Annotated in this window: 21 protein-coding genes and 1 pseudogene; 21 read left to right on the top strand and 1 reads right to left on the bottom strand. The window is 70.1% G+C overall.

All coding sequences use genetic code 11. The features are described from left to right. The first annotated feature begins 81 nt into the window (after positions 1-81). The 7 genes from WBG06_RS21190 to WBG06_RS21160 all read left to right on the top strand — a co-directional run bounded on the left by WBG06_RS21190 (position 82) and on the right by WBG06_RS21160 (position 7,897). Positions 82-693, top strand: coding sequence for an EboA domain-containing protein (locus tag WBG06_RS21190; protein ID WP_336738991.1), 612 nt, complete (start codon positions 82-84; stop codon positions 691-693). Beyond that, positions 693-1,550: a TatD family hydrolase gene (locus WBG06_RS21185; protein WP_336738990.1), complete on the top strand. Its 858-nt coding sequence runs from the start codon at positions 693-695 to the stop codon at positions 1,548-1,550. Before WBG06_RS21190 ends, WBG06_RS21185 begins: the two co-directional genes overlap by 1 nt. Then, complete coding sequence (gene eboE / locus WBG06_RS21180; RefSeq protein ID WP_336738989.1) at positions 1,547-2,731, top strand: metabolite traffic protein EboE; 1,185 nt, start codon at positions 1,547-1,549, stop codon at positions 2,729-2,731. Before WBG06_RS21185 ends, eboE begins: the two co-directional genes overlap by 4 nt. 79 nt (positions 2,732-2,810) lie before the next feature. After that, entirely contained in the window at positions 2,811-4,202 is a 1,392-nt protein-coding gene (locus tag WBG06_RS21175) for an alkaline phosphatase family protein (RefSeq protein WP_336738988.1), read from the top strand. Then, positions 4,199-5,206, top strand: coding sequence for a sugar phosphate isomerase/epimerase family protein (locus WBG06_RS21170; protein ID WP_336738987.1), 1,008 nt, complete (start codon positions 4,199-4,201; stop codon positions 5,204-5,206). The genes WBG06_RS21175 and WBG06_RS21170 overlap by 4 nt, the downstream gene beginning before the upstream one ends. A gap of 50 nt (positions 5,207-5,256) precedes the next feature. After that, positions 5,257-6,207 carry a sugar phosphate isomerase/epimerase family protein gene (locus WBG06_RS21165; protein WP_336738986.1) on the top strand — a complete coding sequence of 317 codons (951 nt, stop codon included), beginning with the start codon at positions 5,257-5,259 and terminating at the stop codon, positions 6,205-6,207. A 121-nt stretch (positions 6,208-6,328) separates the two neighbouring features. Continuing rightward, on the top strand, positions 6,329-7,897 hold the full coding sequence (locus WBG06_RS21160) for a glycosyltransferase (RefSeq protein ID WP_336738984.1): 1,569 nt from the start codon (positions 6,329-6,331) through the stop codon (positions 7,895-7,897). 42 nt (positions 7,898-7,939) lie between these two features. On the opposite strand, the gene WBG06_RS21155 is transcribed toward WBG06_RS21160, so the two are convergent. Then, positions 7,940-8,986: a class I SAM-dependent methyltransferase gene (locus WBG06_RS21155; RefSeq protein WP_336738983.1), complete on the bottom strand. Its 1,047-nt coding sequence runs from the start codon at positions 8,984-8,986 to the stop codon at positions 7,940-7,942. Between the two features lie 196 nt (positions 8,987-9,182). Here WBG06_RS21155 and WBG06_RS21150 point away from each other — a divergent pair, with 196 nt between their 5' ends. The 14 genes and pseudogenes from WBG06_RS21150 (at position 9,183) to WBG06_RS21085 (ending at position 21,834) form a co-directional block, all read left to right on the top strand. Beyond that, the gene (locus WBG06_RS21150; protein WP_336738981.1) at positions 9,183-9,521 is read left to right on the top strand and encodes a P-II family nitrogen regulator; all 339 of its coding nucleotides are present in this window, start codon (positions 9,183-9,185) and stop codon (positions 9,519-9,521) included. A gap of 50 nt (positions 9,522-9,571) precedes the next feature. Continuing rightward, positions 9,572-9,910, top strand: a complete 339-nt coding sequence (locus tag WBG06_RS21145; protein ID WP_336738979.1) for a P-II family nitrogen regulator — start codon at positions 9,572-9,574, stop codon at positions 9,908-9,910. A gap of 43 nt (positions 9,911-9,953) precedes the next feature. Further along, entirely contained in the window at positions 9,954-12,164 is a 2,211-nt protein-coding gene (locus WBG06_RS21140; RefSeq protein WP_336738977.1) for a [protein-PII] uridylyltransferase, read from the top strand. A gap of 60 nt (positions 12,165-12,224) precedes the next feature. Continuing rightward, positions 12,225-13,787, top strand: coding sequence for a signal recognition particle protein (gene ffh / locus WBG06_RS21135; RefSeq protein ID WP_336738975.1), 1,563 nt, complete (start codon positions 12,225-12,227; stop codon positions 13,785-13,787). Beyond that, complete coding sequence (locus WBG06_RS21130; RefSeq protein ID WP_336738973.1) at positions 13,784-14,311, top strand: GrpB family protein; 528 nt, start codon at positions 13,784-13,786, stop codon at positions 14,309-14,311. Before ffh ends, WBG06_RS21130 begins: the two co-directional genes overlap by 4 nt. A 43-nt stretch (positions 14,312-14,354) precedes the next feature. Continuing rightward, the gene (locus tag WBG06_RS21125) at positions 14,355-14,717 is read left to right on the top strand and encodes a hypothetical protein (RefSeq protein WP_336738971.1); all 363 of its coding nucleotides are present in this window, start codon (positions 14,355-14,357) and stop codon (positions 14,715-14,717) included. 75 nt (positions 14,718-14,792) lie between these two features. After that, positions 14,793-16,490, top strand: coding sequence for an FHA domain-containing protein (locus WBG06_RS21120; RefSeq protein ID WP_336738970.1), 1,698 nt, complete (start codon positions 14,793-14,795; stop codon positions 16,488-16,490). Between the two features lie 14 nt (positions 16,491-16,504). After that, a complete protein-coding gene (locus WBG06_RS21115; RefSeq protein ID WP_336738969.1) occupies positions 16,505-17,578 on the top strand; it encodes an amidohydrolase family protein in 1,074 nt (357 codons plus the stop codon). Positions 17,579-17,742: 164 nt separating this feature from the next. Then, positions 17,743-18,216, top strand: a complete 474-nt coding sequence (gene rpsP / locus WBG06_RS21110; protein ID WP_336738968.1) for a 30S ribosomal protein S16 — start codon at positions 17,743-17,745, stop codon at positions 18,214-18,216. A 5-nt stretch (positions 18,217-18,221) separates the two neighbouring features. Further along, positions 18,222-18,464: an RNA-binding protein gene (locus tag WBG06_RS21105; RefSeq protein ID WP_008363327.1), complete on the top strand. Its 243-nt coding sequence runs from the start codon at positions 18,222-18,224 to the stop codon at positions 18,462-18,464. 217 nt (positions 18,465-18,681) lie between these two features. After that, on the top strand, positions 18,682-19,254 hold the full coding sequence (rimM, locus tag WBG06_RS21100) for a ribosome maturation factor RimM (RefSeq protein ID WP_336738965.1): 573 nt from the start codon (positions 18,682-18,684) through the stop codon (positions 19,252-19,254). Next, positions 19,251-19,919, top strand: a pseudogene (gene trmD, locus WBG06_RS21095) (tRNA (guanosine(37)-N1)-methyltransferase TrmD); the annotation flags it as partial. The gene rimM and the pseudogene trmD, both read left to right, overlap by 4 nt. A gap of 117 nt (positions 19,920-20,036) precedes the next feature. Next, positions 20,037-20,423 carry a GNAT family N-acetyltransferase gene (locus WBG06_RS21090; RefSeq protein WP_336739350.1) on the top strand — a complete coding sequence of 129 codons (387 nt, stop codon included), beginning with the start codon at positions 20,037-20,039 and terminating at the stop codon, positions 20,421-20,423. A gap of 154 nt (positions 20,424-20,577) precedes the next feature. Continuing rightward, complete coding sequence (locus WBG06_RS21085) at positions 20,578-21,834, top strand: ammonium transporter (protein ID WP_336738963.1); 1,257 nt, start codon at positions 20,578-20,580, stop codon at positions 21,832-21,834. Positions 21,835-21,955 lie beyond the last annotated feature (121 nt).

The raw sequence follows: 21,955 nt of genomic DNA, 5'->3' as shown, positions 1-21,955 counted from the left end.
CCGCAGAATGCTGACCGAGGTAACTCGGTCAGCGATCACTCACTTCGTGGGACTCCACGAGGTAAGCGCGACCTGACCGAGTTGCCTCGGTCAGCAGACGCCGAGCTCCTCGCCGACTGGTGCACCGAGATCGAGGCCGACCCCACCCGGATCCGGACCCGCTTCCCGGCCGCGGCCCGCGAGATCGGCCGCACGCCGGGCACGTCGCCCGAGCCGGGCGCGGAACGGGTCGAGGACGACGTACGCGTGCGGCTGCTGGTGGCGCTCGGCCGTGGCCTGGCGGGTGACGCCGACGCGCTGAGCGCCGAGGTGCACGACCTCTACCGCTTCGGCGACGCCGACGAGCGGCGCGCGGTCCTGCTCGGCCTCGGCCTTCTGTCCGACGAGGTGGGTGACCGGGCCGTGGACCTGCTCCACGACGCGCTGCGCACCAACGACCCGCGCCTGGTGGCCGCCGCGATGGGGACGTACGCCGCTCGTCTCGACGACGCGATGTGGCGCCAGGCCGTCCTCAAGTGTCTCTTCATCGGCGTACCCCTTCGTCTGGTGGCGGGTCTGGAGTCCCGCGTCGACGACGAGCTGTGCCGGATGGTCACCGACTATGCCGCCGAGCGACGCGCGGCCGGCCGCGAGGTGCCTGCCGACGCCCTGCCTTTCCTCCCCACCCCCACCCAGACCTCTCGGGAGTCCTGATGCGCATCTTCGACCCGCACATCCACATGACCTCACGCACGACCGACGACTACGAGGCGATGTACGCCGCGGGCGTCCGCGCCCTCGTCGAGCCGGCCTTCTGGCTCGGCCAGCCGCGGACCAGCGTCGACTCGTTCGTCGACTACTTCGACGCCCTGGTCGGCTGGGAGCGGTTCCGGGCCTCCCAGTTCGGGATCGCCCACCACTGCACGATCGCGCTCAACCCGAAGGAGGCCAACGACCCGCGCTGCACGCCGGTGCTCGACCTGCTGCCCCGCTACCTCGCCAAGGACGGGGTCGTCGCGGTCGGCGAGATCGGCTTCGACTCGATGACGGAGGACGAGGAGAAGGCATTCAGCCGGCAGCTGGAGCTGGCCCGCGAGTTCGCGCTGCCGGCGATGGTGCACACGCCCCACCGCGACAAGCTGGCCGGGACCCGCCGCACGCTCGACCTCGTCGAGGCGGCCGGGATGGCGCCCGGGATGGTCGTCGTCGACCACCTCAACGAGGTGACCGTCGACGTCGTCGACGAGGCGGGCGCCTGGATGGGCTTCTCGATCTATCCCGACACCAAGATGGACCCGGACCGGATGGTCGCGATTCTTCAGCGTCGGGGTCTGGACCGGGTGCTGGTCAACTCCGCCGCCGACTGGGGCAGGTCGGACCCGCTCCGGACGCGGGCGACCGGCGACGCGATGCTCGCCGCCGGGTTCTCCGACGACGACGTCGACAAGGTGCTGTGGCGCAACCCGGTGGAGTTCTTCGGCCAGAGCGGGCGGCTGCTGCTCGACGTACCTGCGGCCGACCAGAGTGCCACCTTCGCCGGTAACTCGCTGCTGCGGGGTGAGCGGGCATGAGGTTCCGCCACCGCGACGGCACCGTCGTCCACCTCGGCTACTGCAGCAACGTCCACCCCGCCGAGGACATCGACGGCATCCTCGACCAGCTCCGCCGCTACGCCGGCGAGGTGCGCGCCCGGCTCGGCGTCGCGCGGCTCGGGCTCGGGCTCTGGCTGCCCGCGGCGACCGCCCACGAGCTCGCCGGCTCGCCGGCGACCCTCGGCCGGCTGCGCGCCGGGCTGGACCAGCACGGCCTGGAGGTGGTCACCCTCAACGCCTTCCCGTACGCCGGTTTCCACGCTCCGGTGGTCAAGCGCGACGTCTACTCGCCGGACTGGTCGACCCACCGCCGGCTCGACTACACCCTCGACTGTGCCCGGGTGCTGGCGGCGCTCCTGCCCGACGATGCCGCCCGTGGCAGCATCTCGACGCTCCCGCTGGGCTGGCGCACCCCGTGGTTCACCGACCGCGACCGGGCGGCTCGGGAGCTGATCGGCGAGCTCGCCGACGGCCTGGCCGCCATCGAGGCCGAGAACGGCCGGCGGGTGCGGGTCGGGTTCGAGCCGGAGCCCGGTTGCGTCGTGGAGACGACCCAGGACGCGGTGACCCGGCTCGCGGGACTGGCCCCGGACCACCTCGGGATCTGCGTCGACACCTGCCATCTCGCCACCCAGTTCGAGGACGCCACCGAGGCGCTCGACCGGCTGCATGTGGCGAACCTGCCGGTGGTCAAGGTCCAGGTCTCCGCGGCCCTGCACGCCGACGACCCGAGTGACCCGGCGACCCGCGAGGCCCTGGCCTCCTACGCCGAGGACCGCTTCCTCCACCAGACCCGCGAGCCCCGCGGGGCTCGGGTCGACAGCCGCGACGACCTGCCCGAGGCGCTCGGTGGCCATCGTCCGCTGCCGGCCGAGCATCCCTGGCGGGTCCACTTCCACGTACCTCTTCACGCCGACCCGGCGCCGCCGCTGCGCAGCACCCGCGACCACCTCGCCGGCACGCTCGACGCGCTTCTCGGCGGCCCGGCGGCACACACCGATCACCTGGAGGTCGAGACCTATACCTGGGGAGTCCTGCCCGAGCAGGTCCGCCCGGATGGAAGTGCCGGCCTGGTCGCGGGGATCGCGGCCGAGCTGGCCTGGACACGCGACCGGCTCCTCGAGGCCGGACTCGAACAGCTGCAGGAGGCCTCCGCATGAGCGAGCGCAAGCGAGCGAACAGTCAGGGCAACATGCCGCCGCGTCCGTATTCTTTCCGCTCTGTCACGGAGGTGGCGGCATGAGTGAGAACGAGAAGCTGCTCGTCATCGACGTGGTCGGGATGACGCCCGACCTGCTCCGGCACATGCCGCGGGTGCGGCAGGTGGGGGAGTCGGGGTTCACCGCCGAGCTCGGCACCGTGCTGCCCGCGGTCACCTGCTCGGTCCAGTCGACCTTCCTGACCGGCAAGCTGCCGCGCGACCACGGCATCGTCGGCAACGGCTGGTACTTCCGCGACCTCGGCGAGGTGCTGCTGTGGCGCCAGCACAACGCGCTGGTGCAGGGCGAGAAGCTCTGGGACGTGGTCCGCCGCAGCCGTCCCGGTGCGAAGGTCGCCAACATCTGCTGGTGGTATGCCATGGGTGCCGACGTCGACACCACCGTCACCCCGCGTCCGGCCTACCACGCTGACGGCAAGAAGTCGCCGGACTGCTGGACCTGGCCGCCGTCGCTCCACGACACGCTCACCTCAGAGCTGGGGCCGTTCCCGCTGTTCACCTACTGGGGCCCGACCGCCTCGATCAAGAGCTCGGCCTGGATCGTCGAGGCCGCCCGCAAGGTCATGCCCGACCACGACCTCACCCTCGTCTACGTCCCCCACCTCGACTACGACCTGCAGCGGTTCGGCCCCGACAGCCCGCAGGCGATCCAGGCCGCTCGCGACGTCGACGCCACCCTCGCGCCGCTGCTCGACGACGCCCAGGCCGCGGGGGTGAGGGTCGTCCTGCTGAGCGAGTACGGCATCACCACGGCCTCCCGCCCGGTCGACGTCAACCGGCTGCTGCGCCGTGAAGGCCTCCTGCACGTCCACCACAACGCCACCGGCGAGCTGCTCGACCCGTGGACCTCGCGTGCGTTCGCGGTCGCCGACCACCAGATCGCCCACGTCTACATCAAGGATCCCGCCGACGTCGAACGGGTCCGGGACCTGCTCACCGGCCTGGACGGGGTCGCCGAGGTCCTCGACCGCGCCGGCCAGGCGGCGTACGGACTGGACCACGAGCGCGCCGGCGAGCTCGTCCTGGTCGCCGAGCCGGACGCCTGGTTCACCTACTACTACTGGCTCGACGACGCGAACGCCCCCGACTTCGCCCGCGGCGTCGAGATCCACAAGAAGCCCGGGTACGACCCGGCCGAGCTGTTCCTCGACCCCGAGGACCGCTGGGTCAAGCTGCGTGCCGCCGCCACGTTGGCCCGCAAGACCGCCGGGCTGCGCTACGCCATGAGCGTGGTCCCGCTCGACCCCGCCCCCGTCTCCGGCAGCCATGGCCGGCTGCCGGACGACCCCGAGCAGGGCCCTGTGCTCATCTGCTCGGACGCCTCCGCCAAGCGCGACCGGTTCGAGGCCACCGAGGTCCGCGACCTGCTCGCATCACTGCTCATCCCAACCCCCGAGGAAGGACAATCATGACCCGTCCGATCACGCTCTTCACCGGCCAGTGGGCCGACCTGCCGTTCGAGGAGGTCTGCCGGCTCGCCTCCGGGTGGGGCTATGACGGCCTGGAGATCGCCTGCTGGGGCGACCACCTCGACCCCTGGCAGGCAGCCGAGGACGAGTCGTACGTCCGGGCGAAGCTGGACCTGCTGGAGAAGCACAACCTGCAGGTCTTCGCGATCTCCAACCACCTCAAGGGGCAGGCGGTCTGCGACGACCCGATCGACCAGCGCCACCAGGACATCCTGCCCGCCAGGATCTGGGGCGACGGCGACCCCGAGGGCGTACGTCAGCGGGCCGCCGAGGAGATGAAGATGACCGCCCGGGCGGCCAAGAACCTCGGCGTCAAGACCGTCGTCGGCTTCACCGGCTCCTCGATCTGGAAGTACGTCGCGATGTTCCCGCCCGTCTCCCAGGAGGCCATCGACGCGGGTTACCAGGACTTCGCCGACCGCTGGAACCCGATCCTCGACGTCTTCGACGAGTGCGGCGTCCGGTTCGCCCACGAGGTGCACCCCTCCGAGATCGCCTACGACTACTGGACCACCGTGCGCGCCCTGGAAGCGATCGGGCACCGCGAGGCGTTCGGGCTCAACTGGGACCCGTCCCACTTCGTGTGGCAGGACCTGGACCCGGTCGGGTTCCTGTGGGACTTCCGTGACCGGATCTACCACGTGGACTGCAAGGACGCGAAGAAGCAGGTCGGCAACGGCCGCAACGGACGGATGGGTTCGCACCTGGCCTGGGCCGACCCGCGGCGCGGCTGGGACTTCGTCTCGACCGGCCACGGCGACGTGCCCTGGGAGCAGTGCTTCCGGATGCTCAACTCCATCGGCTACGACGGACCGATCTCCGTCGAGTGGGAGGACGCCGGCATGGACCGCCTCGTCGGCGCGCCCGAGGCGCTCGAGTTCGTCCGCCGCCTCGCCTTCGACGCCCCCGACGCTGCCTTCGACGCGGCGTTCAGCACCAACGACTGAACCCCCTGCCCCCGGCCACCCGGCCGGTCACTGCAACCGAGAGGAACCCCATGTGTTACGGATTCGACGGTGAGGGCGCGCTGCGCCGATCACTCGCCGAGCGAGGCCTGAGCCGCCGCTCGATGCTCAAGGGCGCCCTGGGCGCCGTCGCCGGTGGAGCGGCCCTGGCCGCCGCGCCCGGCCTGCTGTCGCCGGCCGCGGCGGCCAAGGCCGGTGTACGCCGGGTGCCGCCGGGCCGGATCAGCATCCAGCTCTACACGCTGCGCAGCGTGATGAACGGTGCCGGCGTCGACCAGACGCTGGCGACGCTGGCCGACCTCGGCTACCCGCGGGTCGAGCTCGCCGGCCTCTACGGCCGGACGGCAGCCGACATGCGGGGCACCCTCGACTCCCTCGGGATCCGGTCGTCCTCGAGCCACGACGGCATCAGTGCGTCGCCTGCGGAGCTCGAGGCCAAGCTCGACAACGCCGAGATCCTGGGTCAGCGCTTCATGAACGTGCCCTACCTGGCGTCGAACTCCCTGGCCGACTGGCAGCGCTGGGCCGCGCAGATGAACGTCGAGGCGCAGGCAGCCAAGGCTCGTGGGATCGCCTACGGCTATCACAACCACGCCCACGAGTTCACGACCGACCTGGGCGGCGGCGTCACCCCGTGGGACGTCTTCACCAGCGAGCTCGACCCGTCCTACGTCCACCTCGAGGTCGACCTCTACTGGGCGGTGACCGGCGGGGTGAACCTCGGCATGTCCAACGACGAGGCGATCGACTTCGCCATCGACACCATCCATGCCTCGCCGCAGGCGGTCCGGCAGTACCACGTCAAGGACCGGAACCCGGCCACCGGCGACCACTGCGACCTCGGCACCGGGTTCATCGACTTCTCGAAGATCTTCGCCGCCCACGCGGTCGAGGAGTACATCGTCGAGAACGACACCCCGGAGGTCACCCCGGTGCAGACCGCGCAGGTCGGGTACTCCTACCTGCGTCGCCTGCGCTACTGATCCACGCCGCGCAGAGGTTGTGAAGCCGAGAGTGGCCCCTGGGTCACTCTCGGCTTCACAACCCTGGCCCCGCCCGTGTCGGGACTCTGGAACCGCTGACGGGCGGCATAGGCTGAAGCACATGCCATCCCCACGGGTATCGCTGATCACCGCTGTCTACAACCCGCCCGCCGATGCCTTCGAGGACACGATCGCATCGGTCCTCGGCCAGACGTACGACGACTGGGAGTGGATCCTGAGCGACGACCGGTCGCCGGAACCCTGGGTGCTGCCGCGGCTGCGCGAGCTGGCCGCGAAGGAGCCGCGCGTGCGGATCGTCGAGCGCCCGGAGAACGGCGGGATCGTCGCAGCGTCGAACTCCTCGCTGGCCGAGGCGAGCGGTGAGCTGGTGGCCCTGCTCGACCACGACGACGTGCTCGAAGCCAACGCGCTGGAGAAGATGGTCGGCACCTACGACCGGTTCGACGACCTCGACTACGCCTACAGCGACCAGGACCTGATGTCCGACGCGGGCGATCTCCGCGACGCCTACTACAAGCCCGACTGGTCCCCGGAGCGGCTGCGCCACCACAACTACTGCACCCACTTCTCGGTCTTCCGCCGATCCGTCGTCGAGGAGGTCGGCGGCTTCCGTGAGGGCTACGACGGCTCCCAGGACCACGACCTCGTGCTGCGGGTCAGCGAGCGGGCGCGACGCATCGTCCACGTCCCCGGCGCGCTCTACCACTGGCGGCAGGTGCCGGGCTCGGCCGCCGCGGACAACCAGGCCAAGCCCTACGCCTGGGACGCCGGCGTACGCGCGGTGCAGGCGCACCTGGACCGGGTCGGGATCCGGGCGCGGGCCACCTACGGGGTCTCGCCCGGCCTCTACCGGGTCGAGCGGGAGCCCGACCTGGACACCTCGGTCAGCGTGATCATCCCGACCATCGGCACCAGCGCGATCGTCTGGGGCGAGAAGCGCGCCATGGTCGTCGAGACCGTTCGCTCCGTGGTCGCCACCACCAAGCACCGCAACGTCGAGTTCGTGATCGTCTACGACACCCCCACCCCGGCCCCGGTGCTGGAAGCGCTGCGAGCGATCGAGGGCGCCGACATCAAGCTCGTCGAGTTCACCGAGAAGTTCAGCTTCAGCGCCAAGTGCAACGTCGGCGCCGCCCATGCGACCGGGGACGTGCTGATCTTCCTCAACGACGACATGGAGGCCTACTCCGAGGGCGTCATCGAGAACCTGATCGCGCCGCTGCGTGAGCCGGGAGTCGGGATGACCGGCCCCAAGCTCCTCTTCGAGGACCTCCGCATCCAGCACGCCGGCCTGGTCTACGGCAGCGGCACCATCACCCACGCCTACTACCGCGCGCGCCTCGAGGAACGGGGCAACCACGGCGAGCTGCACATCAACCGGGAGACCTCCGCCCTCACCGGCGCCTGCATCGCGATGCGGCGTGAGGTGTTCTTCGAGGCCGGTGGGTTCAGCGAGCGCCTGCCCGTCAACTACAACGACGTCGACCTGTGTCTCAAGGTCCGCCGCTCACTCGGGCTGCGGCTGGTCTGGCTCCACGACGTCGTCCTCTTCCACTTCGAGTCCGTCAGCCGTGACAACGCGGTCCACGACTGGGAGAAGGACTTCATCAACAACCGCTGGGGCAACTACCAGCACGTACGCGAGGGCTACTCCAACGGCGTGAGGTGATCTCCCGTCGAGTCGGCCCGTCACGACGGGCCGACTCGACGGTCAGCCTTGGGCGGCGCGCCGGAGGCGGCGGACGATGCGGCGGACGAAGTTACGCACCGGGTGGCGGTTGGCGTAGGCCAGATCGGCCTCGAGACCGGCGACCTTGCCGCGCAGCCGCTCGATGCGCTCGCGGCGGCGCCGGTTGACCTCGCGGGCCTCGCGCAGCTGCTTGGACAGGGTGCCGACCCGGGACTGGGCGGAGTTCGCGGAGGCCTGGATGCCGAGGATGTGGTCGCGGGTCGCGAGCCTGGAGCGGGTGGCCTCCTCGAACTGGGTGGTGTGGACATCACGGTGCTTGACCTGGTCGGCGGGGACGGCCTCGACGAGCTCGGGCGGGGCCGGTGGGGTCTCGCCGTCGGCGAGCGGCCGAGCGGCGAGCTGGAACTGGTAGACCAGCGCATCGGGCTGCTGCCGCACCCACTCCACGGCCACGTCGGGGAGCAGCGCGGGGTCGACCGAGACCTCGACAGCCAACGGGTCGGCGGTCGTGCCGCGCAGGTCCTCCACCGCGTAGCCGGCCTCGGTCAGGAGCGCCAGCAGGCCCTCGCGCGAGTAGAACTTGATGTGGGTGCGGTCCAGCAGACCGGTGTCGGTCGCCTGCCAGCGGCCCTGGAGCAGGGCGAGGCGCACCGACCCGTGGGTGATGTTCGGGATGGAGATGACCACCCGGCCGCCGGGAGCGAGCAGGTCACGGGTCTGCTCCAGGGCGGCCCGTGGGTCGACGAGGTGCTCGAGGACGTCGGCGAAGATCACCACGTCGAAGGAGCCGGGCTCGACGAGCTCGGTCAGTGGCGTCGCGTCGAGGTCGGCGACGACCACGCGCTCGAGGACCTTCTCGGCCAGGCCCGCGGCCTCGGGGTCGATCTCGATGCCGGTGACGGTGCAGCCGCGCTCGGTGAGGACCCGGCCGATCTCGCCGGTCCAGCAGCCGACGTCGAGGACCCGCTTGCCACCGCCCGCCGTGGGGTTCGACTCAGCCAGGTCGATGACCTGCACATGGCTGGTGTTGGCGTGATCGAGGTCGATCTCGACGGCGTAGTGCGACATGCGACGAGGGTAGCGACCTTTGGTGCCGCCGGGAGGGTCCGGCGCGGGTGATTCACGGGCTGTTTCGACGCTTCGGCGACGTACGGGGAAATGGTCTGTTACACAGTGGAAACACGCGCCTCGGGGTGTCGAAACGTCGCCGGGTGAAGGTGGCGGCGAAGATGACAGGATCAAGGACCTCTGGAGGCACCCTCTCGTGAAGCTCGTGACCGCAGTGATCAAACCCCACAAGTGGGAGGACGTGCGCGAGGCCCTCGAGGCGTTCGGGGTGACCGGCATGACCGTCTCGGAGGTCTCCGGCTACGGTCGCCAGAAGGGCCACACCGAGGTCTACCGCGGTGCCGAGTACGACATCGCGCTGGTGCCGAAGATCCGCATCGAGATCGTCGTGGAGGACGAGGACGCCACCGACGTCGTCGGGCTCGTGGTGAAGTCCGCACAGACCGGTCGGATCGGCGACGGGAAGGTCTGGCTCAGCCCGATCGAGTCCGTGGTCCGCGTACGGACGGGTGCGCGCGACGCGGACGCGCTCTGACTAGGATTCGTCCGAGTGTCGGTCCGTCGAATCCCCACCGGAGGAGAGAAATGAAGCTCGTCACCGCAGTGATCAAACCCCACAAGTGGGAGGACGTCCGCGTCGCCCTCGAAGCTGTCGGTGTCACCGGCATGACCGTCTCCGAGGTCTCCGGCTACGGTCGCCAGAAGGGCCACACCGAGGTCTACCGCGGCGCCGAGTACGACGTCGCCCTGGTGCCGAAGATCCGCATCGAGATCGCCGTTCCCGACGAGGAGGTCGAGTCGGTGGTGACTGCCATCGAGTCCTCGGCCAAGACCGAGCGCATCGGTGACGGCAAGGTCTGGGTCTCCCCGCTGGAGACCATCGTGCGGGTCCGCACCGGCGACCGCGACGACGCCGCGATCTGACCCATGGACGGGGCTGGCGCATGAGTGAGCGGCAGCGAGCGGCGTGACCGCTGAGGGGCGGGCGGAGCGCACAGCCCAGGCCGATGAGCAGTGCGTCAAGGCGTACGCCGCGGCCGGCGGCCCCGAGACCGGGGTCGCCCTGGTCGCGGTCGGGGGATACGGGCGCGGGGAGCTCGCGCCCTTCTCCGACTGGGACCTGGTGCTGGTGCACGACGACGATGTCGTCGTCGGAGAGGTTGCCGAGCAGGTCTGGTATCCGCTCTGGGACGCCGCGCCCCGGCTCGACCACTCGGTGCGGTCGTTCTCGGAGATGCTCGCGGCGGCGACCGGTGACCTCCGGGTCGCCCTGGGGCTGCTCGACATCCGCCACCTCGCCGGCGACCGCGGACTCGTGCTCCGGCTGCGTACGACGATGCTGGCGCACTGGCGCAAGCACGCCCGCTCGCTGCTGCCCGAGCTGAGGACGATGAGCGTGGAGCGGCACCGTCGCGCCGGTGAGCTCGCGCACGCGTCGGTGCCGGACCTGAAGGAGATGTACGGCGGGCTGCGCGACGCGGTGGTGATCAAGGCGATCGTGGCGACCTGGCTGGTCGACGTCCCCGCGGTGGATCTCGAGAAGTCACGGCGGGCGATGCTCGACGTGCGTGACCTGGTGCAGGAGATCGGTGGCCGAGCCTCCGACCGGATCGTGCCGGAGATGTGGGACCAGCTCGCCGAGCGGCTCGAGCTGGCCGACGCCCGCACCGCCCAGGCCCACGTACGCACCATCGGCCGCCGTCTCACCCACCTGTCCCGGCTCGCCTGGCGGCGGGTGGACGGGGTGCTCGAACGCTCCCGCCCCGGAGCGCCGCGCCGGCCGCGGCTCACGCCGCTGGGCCACGGTCTGGCGCTCGCCTCCGGCGAGCTGGTGCTCGCGCCGAACGCCCGCCCGTCGCGGGATCCGCTGATGCTGCTGCGCGCCTCGGCGCTGGCTGCCGAGCACGGGGTCGCGCTGGCACCGCCGACCGCAGCGCGGCTGGCTCGGGAGACCCCGGCTCTGGCCGAGCCGTGGCCGGAGGAGGCACGCCGGCTCTTCGTACGCCTGCTGGGTGCCGGGCGCGGGCTCCTCGCGGTGTGGGAGACCCTCGAGGAGACCGGCGCGGTCGCCAGGATCCTGCCCGAGTGGGAGCGGATCCGGCTGCTCCCGCACGCCTCGATCGTCCATCGCTTCACCGTCGACCGGCACACCATCGAGACCTGCATCGAGGCGGTCGCGTTGCTGCCGCGCGTCGCTCGCCCGGACGTGCTGCTCGTCGCGGCCTTCCTCCACGACATCGGCAAGGGGTCGCTGACCGAGCACAGCGTCGCGGGGGAGCCGATCGCCCGCCGGATCGCCACCCGGATGGGCTTCCCGGACGACGAGGTAGAGCTGATCGCGCTGCTGGTGCGCTGGCATCTGCTGCTCTCGACGACCGCGACCACCCGCGACCCGGACGACCCCGCGACCGTCGATCTCGTGGTCGACACGATGGGTGACCCCGAGGCGCTGGCCCTGCTCACCGCGCTCACCGAGGCCGACGCGCGGGCGACCAGCACCCAGGCCTGGACCAGCTGGCGGGCCCGGCTCATCCTCGACCTCGCCCACCGGGCGACCCGGGTCCTCGACACCGGCATCGCCGCGGGGGAGCGGCCGCAGGCAGCGGTGGAGATCCCCCAGAGCGTACGTGCAGGGGCAGCCTCCTTCCGTGCCGAGCCGCTCGCCGACGGGGCCCGGGTGTGGGCGATCGCGCCCGACCGGCTCGGGCTGCTCGCCGACCTGGCCGCCACCTTCGCGGTGGCGCGACTGCCGGTGCGGGCCTGCCGGGTCTGGCAGCAGGAGGGGTTCGGGGTCAGTGTGTGGGACCTCGACGACTCCTTCGTGGACGCCGCGGTGCTGCGCACCCGCTTCTCGGCGATCACCGAGGGCCGCCTCGATCCGGCCACGCGGCTGGCGGCGAGCGCGGCCGCGCGGTGGAGCGCACCCTCGGTCGTCGTACGTCCGGAGGCTTCCAGCACGGCCACCGTCCTCGAGGTGCGCACCGTCGACCGCCCCGGGGTCGTCTACACCGTTGCCGCGGCGCTGGCCCGGATGGAGATCGCCGTACGCTCGGCCCACATCTCCACCCTCGGCCCGCAGGCCGTCGACGTGTTCTACCTGCAGGAGGCCTCCGCCGGCGCCCTTGCCGAGCAGCGGGCGGCCGAGGCGGCTCATGCGGTGCGCGCGGCCCTCGAATAGCGCCCCGCGGACAACCGTTCGATAGTCTTTGCAGGACAACCACTCTGCTGAAGGACCGCTTTGTTCGCCACGCTCTCCGACCGGCTCGCCACGACGTTCAAGAACATCCGGGGCAAGGGCCGCCTCACCGATGCCGACATCGACGCCACCGCTCGCGAGATCCGGATCGCGCTGCTCGAGGCCGACGTCGCGCTGCCGGTGGTGCGCGAGTTCGTCGCCCGGGTCAAGGAGCGGGCGCGCGGCGAGGAGGTCAGCCAGGCGCTGAACCCCGCCCAGCAGATCGTCAAGATCGTCAACGACGAGCTGGTCACGATCCTCGGTGGCGAGACCCGCCGGCTGCGCTACGCGAAGACCGGCCCGACCGTCATCATGCTCGCCGGTCTGCAGGGTGCCGGTAAGACCACCCTGGCCGCGAAGCTCGCGCTGTGGCTGAAGGAGCAGGGCAAGGCGCCGCTGCTGGTGGCCGCCGACCTGCAGCGTCCCAACGCGGTCAACCAGCTCCAGGTCAACGGTGAGCGGGTCAACGTCCCCGTCTTCGCGCCGCAGCCGGGCAACGGCGTGGGTGACCCGGTCGCGGTCGCCCGCGAGGCTGTCGAGGAGGCCAAGCGCAAGCTCCACGACGTCGTCATCGTCGACACCGCCGGCCGCCTCGGCATCGACGAGGAACTGATGAAGCAGGCTGCCGACATCAAGGCGGCGGTCAACCCCGACGAGGTCCTCTTCGTCGTCGACGCAATGATCGGTCAGGACGCGGTCAACACCGCGCAGGCATTCCTCGACGGCGTCGGCTACGACGGCGTGGTCCTCACCAAGCTCGACGGTGACGCCCGCGGTGGTGCGGCGCTCTCCATCGTCCAGATCACCGGCAAGCCGGTCATGTTCGCCTCCAACGGCGAGAAGATGACCGACTTCGACCTGTTCCACCCCGACCGGATGGCCGGCCGCATCCTCGACATGGGTGACATGCTCACCCTGATCGAGCAGGCCGAGAAGACCTTCGACCAGGCGCAGGCCCAGCAGGACGCGGCCAAGATCGCGACCGGCGAGTTCACGCTCGAGGACTTCCTCAAGCAGATGCAGCAGCTGCGCAAGCTCGGCTCGATGTCGAAGCTGATGGGGATGCTGCCCGGGATGGGCCAGTTCCGCGACCAGCTCGACAACTTCGACGAGCGCGAGATCGACCGGATCCAGGCGATCATCCAGTCGATGACCCCGGCCGAGCGGGCCAACCCGAAGATCCTCGACGGCTCCCGACGGGCCCGGATCGCGAAGGGCTCCGGCCGCCAGGTCTCCGACGTCAACCAGCTCATCCAGCGCTTCACCGAGGCGTCGAAGATGATGAAGCAGCTCGCCTCCGGTGGCGGTATGCCCGGGATGCCGGGCGCGCCCGGTGCCGGCTTCGGCAAGCGGGCCGGTGCCAAGCAGGTGGCCCAGAAGAAGAAGGGCAAGGGCGCGCGCAAGTCGGGCAACCCCGCCAAGGCCGCTCAGCAGGCGAAGGCCGAGGCCGAGAAGAAGCCCGCCGCCGCCAACCCGTTCGGGATGCCGGGCGGCGAGCAGATCGACTACGAGAAGGCGGCCGCCGACCTCAACCTGCCGGCGGACTTCTCCAAGTTCTTGAAGTGACCCGCCGCGATCGCATCGTTGTCGTCGACCACTCCCCACAGTGGGCACGGTCGTTCGAGTCGGCGCGGTCGCTGGTCGAGCCACCGCTGACCGAGCATCTGGCGCGCCCGGTCGAGCACATCGGAAGCACGTCGGTGCCTGGCCTGCCTGCCAAGCCGATCATCGACATGCTCGCGGTGGTGGACTCCTACGAGGCGGTGCAGGGCTCCCTCCGGGGACTGACCGAGGTCGGCTGGGTCGCCGCTCCAGAGCCTGGCGACGTCGATCAACGGACGTGGTCCTGGTGCTCGCCGTCGGTCGCTCACCGCACCCACCATCTGCATGTGGTCGAGGAGTCCTCGCCGGGTTGGCCGACCTGGCTGGCCTTCCGCGACCACCTGCGCACGCATGCCGAGGATCGCGAGGCGTACGCGGCGATCAAGCGCCGGCTCGCGGCGACGGACGACGAGGACAGGGTGGCGTACCGGGCTGGGAAGGCCCCGTTCATCGCCACGGTGCTGAGCAGGATCGCCGCTGAGAGCTGAGCCGCGCCGCCTGGCGGCGACACGGCCCCTTATCCTGGGCTGCATGGCAACGGTCCTGGTCGTCGACGGCGCCAACGTGGTCGGGGCTCGCCCCGACGGCTGGTGGAAGGACCGGGCCGGTGCCGCGCGCCGCCTGCACGAGGCGCTCCTGGTCGCCGACCTTCCGCACGACCGGATCGTGCTGGTCCTGGAAGGACAGGCCAAGGGCGGCGTACGTCCGGGGAAGGACGCCCATGTGCGCACCGTTCACGCGCCCAAGGACGGCGACGCCGCGATCGTCGATGTCGTCCGCGAGGCTCTGGAGAAGGGCGACCGGGTGACGCTCGTGAGCGCCGACCGGATGCTGCAGGCGCGCTGCGGCGGCGCCACCGCGCTGGGTCCCAGCTGGTTGCTCGACCAGATCTGAGAATCGTCCGGCCGAGTTGTGCGAATCTTCGATTCGCGACAGGTGGTTCGGGCCATTTCAGTGCATGATTCGTCCATGCAGACGCTTCGCGTAGACGTATCGGGACGTGCGCTCAGCTTCCCGCCCGACAAGATCGTCCGGATCGGGCGCTCGATCGACGCCGACGTGGTGCTCTCCTCGTCGTCGGTCTCCCGCGCTCATGCCGAGCTCCGTCCGGACCCGTCCGGGTGGAAGCTCGTCGACGTGGGGTCCGCCGGAGGGACCTACGTGGCCGGAGCTCGGGTCACGGAGATGGTGCTGACCGGTGCGACCGACGTCCAGCTCGGCCCGGCGGCGGACGGGTCGACGATCAAGGTCACCCTGGACGATGCGGCGGTGGCGGCCGATGCGCCGCGAGCTCAGGCACCCGCGCCGCCTCCGCCACCGACCGGGACCTTCCCGGCCCAGGGAGCAGCGGCCGCGCCACCCCGACCTGCCGGCAGCATGCCACCGCCCCCGATGTCGTCGGCGACCCAGGACATCTCGGAGATGACGATCGCGCCCGGCATGGCGCGTCCGGTCGCCCCCGGCCAGGCGCCGACCCCGCCGAGCGGGCCCGACCTGCTGCTGGTGGCGGAGGGCAAGGAGCACCGCTTCCGCCACCCGGTCACGGTGACCATCGGCCGGGCCGCCGACAACTCGGTCGTGCTCGAGGACCAGGGCGTCTCCCGCCAGCACGCCCGACTGGTCGCCAAGCCGGGCGGCTGGACCTTCGAGAACGCCTCCCAGACCGGCTCGTTCCTCAAGGGGAAGCCGCTGGTCCGGGAAGACATCGACGAGGAGACCGAGATCCGCCTCGGCCACCCCGTCGCCGGCGAGATCCTCAAGGTCATCCCGATCTACGCGGCCGAGGTCGAGGTCGCCCGGGCCGCCGCGAAGCGCCGCAACAAGCTCCTGCTGTGGGGCGGGATCGCGGCCGCCGCCTCAGTGGTGGTCATCGGACTGGTGGTGGCGATGTTCGTCGTCCCCGGCAGCGACCCTGCCGCCCAGGACACCGGCCTGACCAAGGACGAGCTCAACAGCGCACAGCGCGCCGCCGTCTGGATCACCTACTTCCCGACCGAGGACACCATCGCGATGGGGTCGGGGTCGATCGTCTCCGAGGACGGCAAGATCCTGACCAACGCCCACGTCGCCGACCCGGCGAAGATCCCGGAGTACGCCGCCAAGGGCGAGGTCTCGCCGGAGACCGTCAACATCCACATGACCAACCCTGCTGAGGGCTACAAGGTCGGCGAGCCCGACTACATCGCCAAGGTCATCGAGTCCGACGGCGAGGTCGACAGCGCGGTCGTGCAGATCGTCGCCGACGGCAACGGCGACCCGGTGGACCCCTCGTCGCTGGACCTGCCGACCATCAAGCTCGGCGACTCCGACGCGGTCGACCGCGGCGACTTCATCGCCACGATCGGCTTCCCGACCCTGCCGAAGCAGAGCTTCGCCGACAAGGAGGGTGTCTACTTCCAGCCGCCGACCGTCGCCGAGGGCAACGTGGCGACCATCCTCTCGTTCGAGGGGGAGGAGCGGGCGGTCTTCGACGTCACCGCCCGGATCTCCAGCGGCAACTCCGGTGGCGCCGCGGTCAACGACGACGGCGAGCTCGTCGGCGTACCGACCTCGATCGGTTGGGACGAGAGCAACGTCGTCACCGGACAGGTGATCCCTCTCGCCCAGCACGTGCCGATCCTCGAGGCGGCCGGGGTGAAGGTGCCTTCGGGCTCCGGGGCCGACTAGGTAACCTGCGTCACATGACTGCTCTGCGCTTCTCCGGTCCGGTCCTTCCCGATGGAGAGGTGCGGGACCTCTACGTCCTCGACGGCCGCATCACCTACGAGCGGCCGTCGGGGTCGGAGGCCGGCGCCTCGGGCTGGATCGTCCCCGGCCTCGTCGACTCCCACTGTCACATCGGTCTCGGGCCCGACGGCGCCGTCGACCAGGAGACCGCCGAAGCCCAGGCGATCGCCGACCGCGATGCCGGTGCGCTGCTCCTGCGCGATGCCGGTTCCGCTGCCGACACCCGCTGGGTGCAGTCCCGCGACGACCTGCCCCGGCTGATCCGCGCCGGACGCCACATCGGACGTACGAAGCGCTACATGCGCAACTACGCCGACGAGGTCGAGCCCGACGGCCTGGCCGAAGCCGTCGAGCGGCAGGCCCGCTCCGGCGACGGCTGGGTCAAGCTCGTCGGCGACTGGATCGACCGTGCCGAGGGAGACCTGAAGCCGTCCTTCCCGGCCGAGTCGTTCGCCGAGGCGATCAAGGTCGCCCACGACAACGACGCCCGGGTGACCGCGCACTGCTTCGGCCGGGAGGTCCTGCCGGGCCTGATCGAGGCCGGGATCGACTGCATCGAGCACGGCACCGGGCTGACCCCCGACCTCGTCGAGGCGATGGCCGAGCGAGGCACCGCGCTGGTCCCGACCGTTGCCCAGCTGGAGATCTTCCCCGACCTGGCCGCCGCCGCAGCACCCAAGTTCCCGACGTACGCCGCCACCATGGAGGACCTCTACGCGCGCCGTCGCGAGACGATCATGAACGCCTACGAGGCGGGCGTCGCCCTCTACGCCGGCTCCGACGGCGCGGGCGACCAGCTCCACGGCGTACTCCCGACGGAGGTCCTCGCCATGCATCGGCTCGGGCTTCCCGCCGAGGTCGTCCTCGGGGCGGCCTCCTGGCGTGCCCGGGAGTGGCTCGGTCACAACCCCGGCCTCGGCGAAGGTGACCCTGCCGACTTCGTCGTCTACGACGCCAACCCCCTCGAGGATCTCACCGTCCTCGGTCGTCCGGCGGCCGTCGTGCTCCGTGGGAAGATCTACGCCTGAGATTTCGCCGCTTCCGGCCACCTCTGGCAAACTGATGGGCGTGTCCTGTGCGCAGGGACCCTCTCACCCAGCGCAACAGTGCCCGCCGAAGCTGCCTGACGGGTGTCCCCACACCGACACGGGCCTCTTCACCCATATTCGATTCCAAAGGAATACCACCAACAGTGGCTGTCAAGATCCGCTTGAAGCGCCTGGGCAAGATCCGGGTTCCGCAGTACCGCATCGTCATCGTCGACTCGCGCAAGAAGCGCGACGGCGCTGTCATCGAGGAGATCGGTCTCTACCGTCCCAAGGAGGAGCCGAGCTTCATCCAGGTCGACTCCGAGCGCGCCCAGTACTGGCTCGGCGTCGGCGCCCAGCCGACCCCGGCTCTCGAGGCGATCCTCAAGGTGACCGGCGACTGGCAGAAGTTCAAGGGCCTCCCGGGCGCCGAGGGCACCCTGCGTCACGCCGCCCCGAAGCCCGACAAGCTCGAGCTCTTCAACAAGGCTCTGGCCGAGGCGCACGCGTCGGCTGGTTCCGAGGCCGTCACCAAGAAGGCCAAGAAGGAAGAGAAGGCCGAGGAGCCCAAGGCTGAGGCTCCGGCCGAGGAGCCCAAGGCCGAGGAGACTCCGGCCGCCGCTGAGGCCGAGGCCTGAGCAGCATGCTCGCCGAAGCTCTCGAGCACCTCGTCCGAGGAGTCGTCGACAACCCGGACGAGGTGAGCGTGCGCGACAAGCAGCTTCGTCGCGGCTCCGTCCTCGAGGTCCGGGTCCACCCCGACGATCTCGGCAAGGTGATCGGCCGCGGTGGCCGCACCGCCACCGCGTTCCGCACGGTCATCTCCGCGCTGGCCGGCAAGGGCGGCGCGCGGATCGACTTCGTCGATGTCGACGGCGGTCGCTGAGCACCGGCTGCACCAACTCACGACAGGCGCCATCCCCGTTGCGGGGGTGGCGCCTGTTGCTCATTTCGGGAGCCGAGCGCCGTGTAACACGTCGTTCGTAGTACTACTCGCCCTATGTGAACGACCGGATAGTGCTACGAACAGCGTGTTACAGCTGGCTGGGCCGCCCGCCCCCGAGGAGTTCAGCCCGACGTACGCCACCCTCTAGGCTCACCTCGTGGAGTTGATCGAGGTGCTGGTCGGACGGATCGGCAAGCCGCACGGGATCCGAGGGTTCGTGACCGTCGAGGTGCGCACCGACGAGCCTGACCGGCGGTTCGCCGAGGGCACGGTGCTGCGGGCGCAGCCACCGAAGGGATCGGCGTACGCCGCCAAACAGCTGACCGTGGAGGGTGCCAGGTGGCACGGGCAGGTGCTCCAGGTCGCCTTCGAGGAGATCACCGACCGCAACGAGGCCGAGGCCGCCCGTGGGACGCTGCTCTTCGCCGACGTGCCGGCCGAGGAGACGCCCGAGGACCCCGACGAGTACTACGACCACCAGCTCATCGGCCTGACCGCCTTCGACGAGGAGGGCCGCGAGCTGGGCACGGTGAAGTCGCTGGTCCACGGGGGAGCCCAGGACCTGCTGACGATCCGCACCCCGGACCGCCGCGACGCGCTGGTGCCGTTCGTGAAGGCGCTGGTCCCCGTCGTCGACCTCGCGGAGAAGAAGGTCGTCATCGCTGACCGGCCCGGACTGGTGACGCCGTTCGCCGACGACGAGGGCCGGGACGAGGACGGCACGAAGTGAGGCTCGACTACCTCACCATCTTCCCCGACTATCTTGCGCCGCTCCGGCTGAGCCTGCCGGGCAAGGCGATCGAGTCCGGCCTGCTGGACATGCACGTCCACGACCTGCGCGCCTGGGCGCATGACAAGCATCGCACCGTCGACGACACCCCTTACGGCGGCGGCGCCGGGATGGTGATGAAGCCGGAGCCGTTCGGTGAGGCCTTCGACGAGCTGGCGATCGACGGTGCGACCGTCATCGTGACGAGCCCGAGCGGCGAGCCGTTCACCCAGAGCCTCGCCCGCGAGCTCTCCAGCCGGAAGCGGCTGGTCTTCCTGCTGGGCCGCTACGAGGGCATCGACCAGCGTGTGCTCGACCACGCCGCCACCCGTGCCGAGGTGCGCGAGATCTCTCTCGGTGACTATGTGCTCAACGGGGGAGAGGTCGCAGCGATGGCGATCACCGAGGCGGTCGTACGCCTGCTCCCCGGGTTCATGGGCAACGCCGAGTCGCTGGTCGAGGAGTCCCACGAGGACGGCCTGCTGGAATACCCGGTCTACACGAAGCCTGCCTCCTGGCGTGACCTCGAGGTCCCGAAGGTGCTGCTCAGCGGCGACCACAAGCGCATCGCGCAGTGGCGCCACCAGCAGGCGGTCGAAAGAACCTCCGTACGCCGCCCCGACCTGCTCCACGCCTCCCAGGCGGCCGGGCTCGCGGAGGGGGAGGCGTGGGAGATCGTTCCCGCCGTACGCGCCGACGCCCCGGAGCTGCACACGCTGCAGCTCGCCTGCTGGGTGCAGGAGATGCATGACAACCCCGGTGTCTCGATCCCTCCGCTGCACGAGTCCCTCGACGACACGGTGCGCGCACTGGAGACCCACGACGTCTACGTCGTCCGCTCCGCCGGGCGGCTGGTCGGCTCGGTCCGTGCCCGGCTCATCGGTGATGTCTGGGAGATCGGACGGCTGATGACCGCTCCGGGTATGCAGGGTCGGGGTATCGGTCGCCAGCTGCTGGACCACATCCAGGCCGTCGCCCCGGCAGGAGCCAGCACCTATCAGCTCTTCACCGGAGCCAAGAGCGAGCGCAACCAGCGGATCTACAAGAAGGCGGGCTTCCGCCTGCGCCGGGATCTCGAGGCCCCGCCGGGTGCCGTGATCCTGACGAAGAACCGAGGATCTCGACGGTAGCGCGATCGGCATCCCGTCACACTGTTACTTTCCTGTAACACCAGGCATCGGTCTCTGAAACGAAGCATCGCAACGATTCCGGGCAATGCGTACGACGAGCGACGTGGCTCGCGTGACGCCACCGCCCGGTCCCGAGACTTCTATGAGGCACTGAATGTCTGTCGAACTAGCATGGCAACTCCTGTGCGCGGCCCTGGTCATCTTCATGACCCCCGGCCTCGCGTTCTTCTATGGCGGTCTGGTGAAGGCCAAGTCCGTCGTCTCGATGATGATGCTGAGCTTCGGCTCGATGGCCGTCGTCACGATCCTCTACGTCCTCTACGGCGGCACCGGTATCGCCGGCAACGGCACCAGCGGCGGCACCAAGCTCTTCGGCAACCCGTTCGAGGACTTCGGCATGACCGACCTGGTCACCTCCGCAGGCAGCGGTGACGCCGGCAACCTCTTCGGTGGGCACGCCTTCCTGGTCGCTTTCTGCATCATCACCGTCGCCCTGGTCTCGGGTGCGGTCGCCGACCGTGCCCGCTTCTGGCCCTGGATGATCTTCGCGGTCTTCTTCGCCACCTTCGTGGTCTTCCCGACCTTCCGGTGGATCTGGGGCGTGGACGCCGAGGGCAACTTCTACGGCTGGCTCGCCAACAACGTCTACGGCCTCGGCGGCTCGCTCGACTGGGCAGGCGGTACGGTGATCCACCAGTCCGCTGGTGCGGCGGCGCTGGCGCTGGCGCTCGTGCTCGGTCGGCGCAAGGTCGGCTTCTCCAAGGAGGAGACGGTCGCGCACAACGTACCTCTCGTGCTGATCGGCACCGCGATCCTGTGGTTCGGCTGGTTCGGCTTCAACACCGGTGTCTTCGGTGCGGACGAGGGTCAGACCTCGCTGATCTTCCTCAACACCCTGCTCACCCCCGCCGCCGGCATGATCGGCTGGATCGTCGTCGAGCAGTTCAAGGACGGCAAGCCGACCGCCGTCGGCGCTGCCTCCGGCATCGTCACCGGTCTGGTCGCGATCACGCCGGCGTGCGCGTTCGTCAGCCCGGTCTGGGCCCTCATCCTCGGCCTGGTCGCCGGTGCCATCTGCGCCCTTGCCGTCGAGCTGAAGTTCAAGCTCGGCTTCGACGACACCCTCGACGTCGTCGGCATCCACCTCGTCGCCGGGTTCATCGGCTGCGTGTGGGTGGGCATCTTCGGGATGGAGTCGCTCACCGGCGGCAGCCTGATCTTCGGTGGCAGCGCCAAGCTGCTCGGAGCCCAGATCCTCTCCTCGCTCACCGTGATCGCCTTCTCGTTCGTGGTGGCCTTCGTCATCGGCTTCGCGATCGAGAAGACCATCGGCTTCCGCGCCAAGGAGGAGGACGAGGTCGCCGGTATCGACACCGTTCTCCACGAGCCCGGCTACTCCGAGCTCGGCTGACCTGATCGGATCCTCCGCGAGGCCCGCCCTGGTTTCACCGGGGCGGGCCTCGCGGCGTACGGGGATGTTCGGCAAGGTATGCAGGTGAGTGATCACTTCCCTGGCGGAGTTCCGCACGGGA

It is taken from the genome of Nocardioides sp. CCNWLW239, from assembly GCF_037137035.1.
In the GTDB taxonomy this organism is placed as follows: Bacteria; Actinomycetota; Actinomycetes; order Propionibacteriales; family Nocardioidaceae; genus Nocardioides.
Note: the sequence above shows the minus strand (reverse complement) of the source record. Positions and strands in the feature narration are given on the sequence as shown.

Coding starts and splice junctions, on each gene's coding strand:
- WBG06_RS21120 (WP_336738970.1), top strand. CDS start 14,793: ATGCAGACGCTTCGCGTAGACGTATCGGGACGTGCGCTCAGCTTCCCG.
- WBG06_RS21125 (WP_336738971.1), top strand. CDS start 14,355: ATGGCAACGGTCCTGGTCGTCGACGGCGCCAACGTGGTCGGGGCTCGC.
- WBG06_RS21145 (WP_336738979.1), top strand. CDS start 9,572: ATGAAGCTCGTCACCGCAGTGATCAAACCCCACAAGTGGGAGGACGTC.
- WBG06_RS21175 (WP_336738988.1), top strand. CDS start 2,811: ATGAGTGAGAACGAGAAGCTGCTCGTCATCGACGTGGTCGGGATGACG.
- WBG06_RS21165 (WP_336738986.1), top strand. CDS start 5,257: ATGTGTTACGGATTCGACGGTGAGGGCGCGCTGCGCCGATCACTCGCC.
- WBG06_RS21115 (WP_336738969.1), top strand. CDS start 16,505: ATGACTGCTCTGCGCTTCTCCGGTCCGGTCCTTCCCGATGGAGAGGTG.
- WBG06_RS21185 (WP_336738990.1), top strand. CDS start 693: ATGCGCATCTTCGACCCGCACATCCACATGACCTCACGCACGACCGAC.
- WBG06_RS21085 (WP_336738963.1), top strand. CDS start 20,578: ATGTCTGTCGAACTAGCATGGCAACTCCTGTGCGCGGCCCTGGTCATC.
- WBG06_RS21160 (WP_336738984.1), top strand. CDS start 6,329: ATGCCATCCCCACGGGTATCGCTGATCACCGCTGTCTACAACCCGCCC.
- WBG06_RS21105 (WP_008363327.1), top strand. CDS start 18,222: ATGCTCGCCGAAGCTCTCGAGCACCTCGTCCGAGGAGTCGTCGACAAC.
- WBG06_RS21170 (WP_336738987.1), top strand. CDS start 4,199: ATGACCCGTCCGATCACGCTCTTCACCGGCCAGTGGGCCGACCTGCCG.
- eboE (WP_336738989.1), top strand. CDS start 1,547: ATGAGGTTCCGCCACCGCGACGGCACCGTCGTCCACCTCGGCTACTGC.
- WBG06_RS21155 (WP_336738983.1), bottom strand. CDS start 8,986: ATGTCGCACTACGCCGTCGAGATCGACCTCGATCACGCCAACACCAGC.
- WBG06_RS21090 (WP_336739350.1), top strand. CDS start 20,037: ATGCATGACAACCCCGGTGTCTCGATCCCTCCGCTGCACGAGTCCCTC.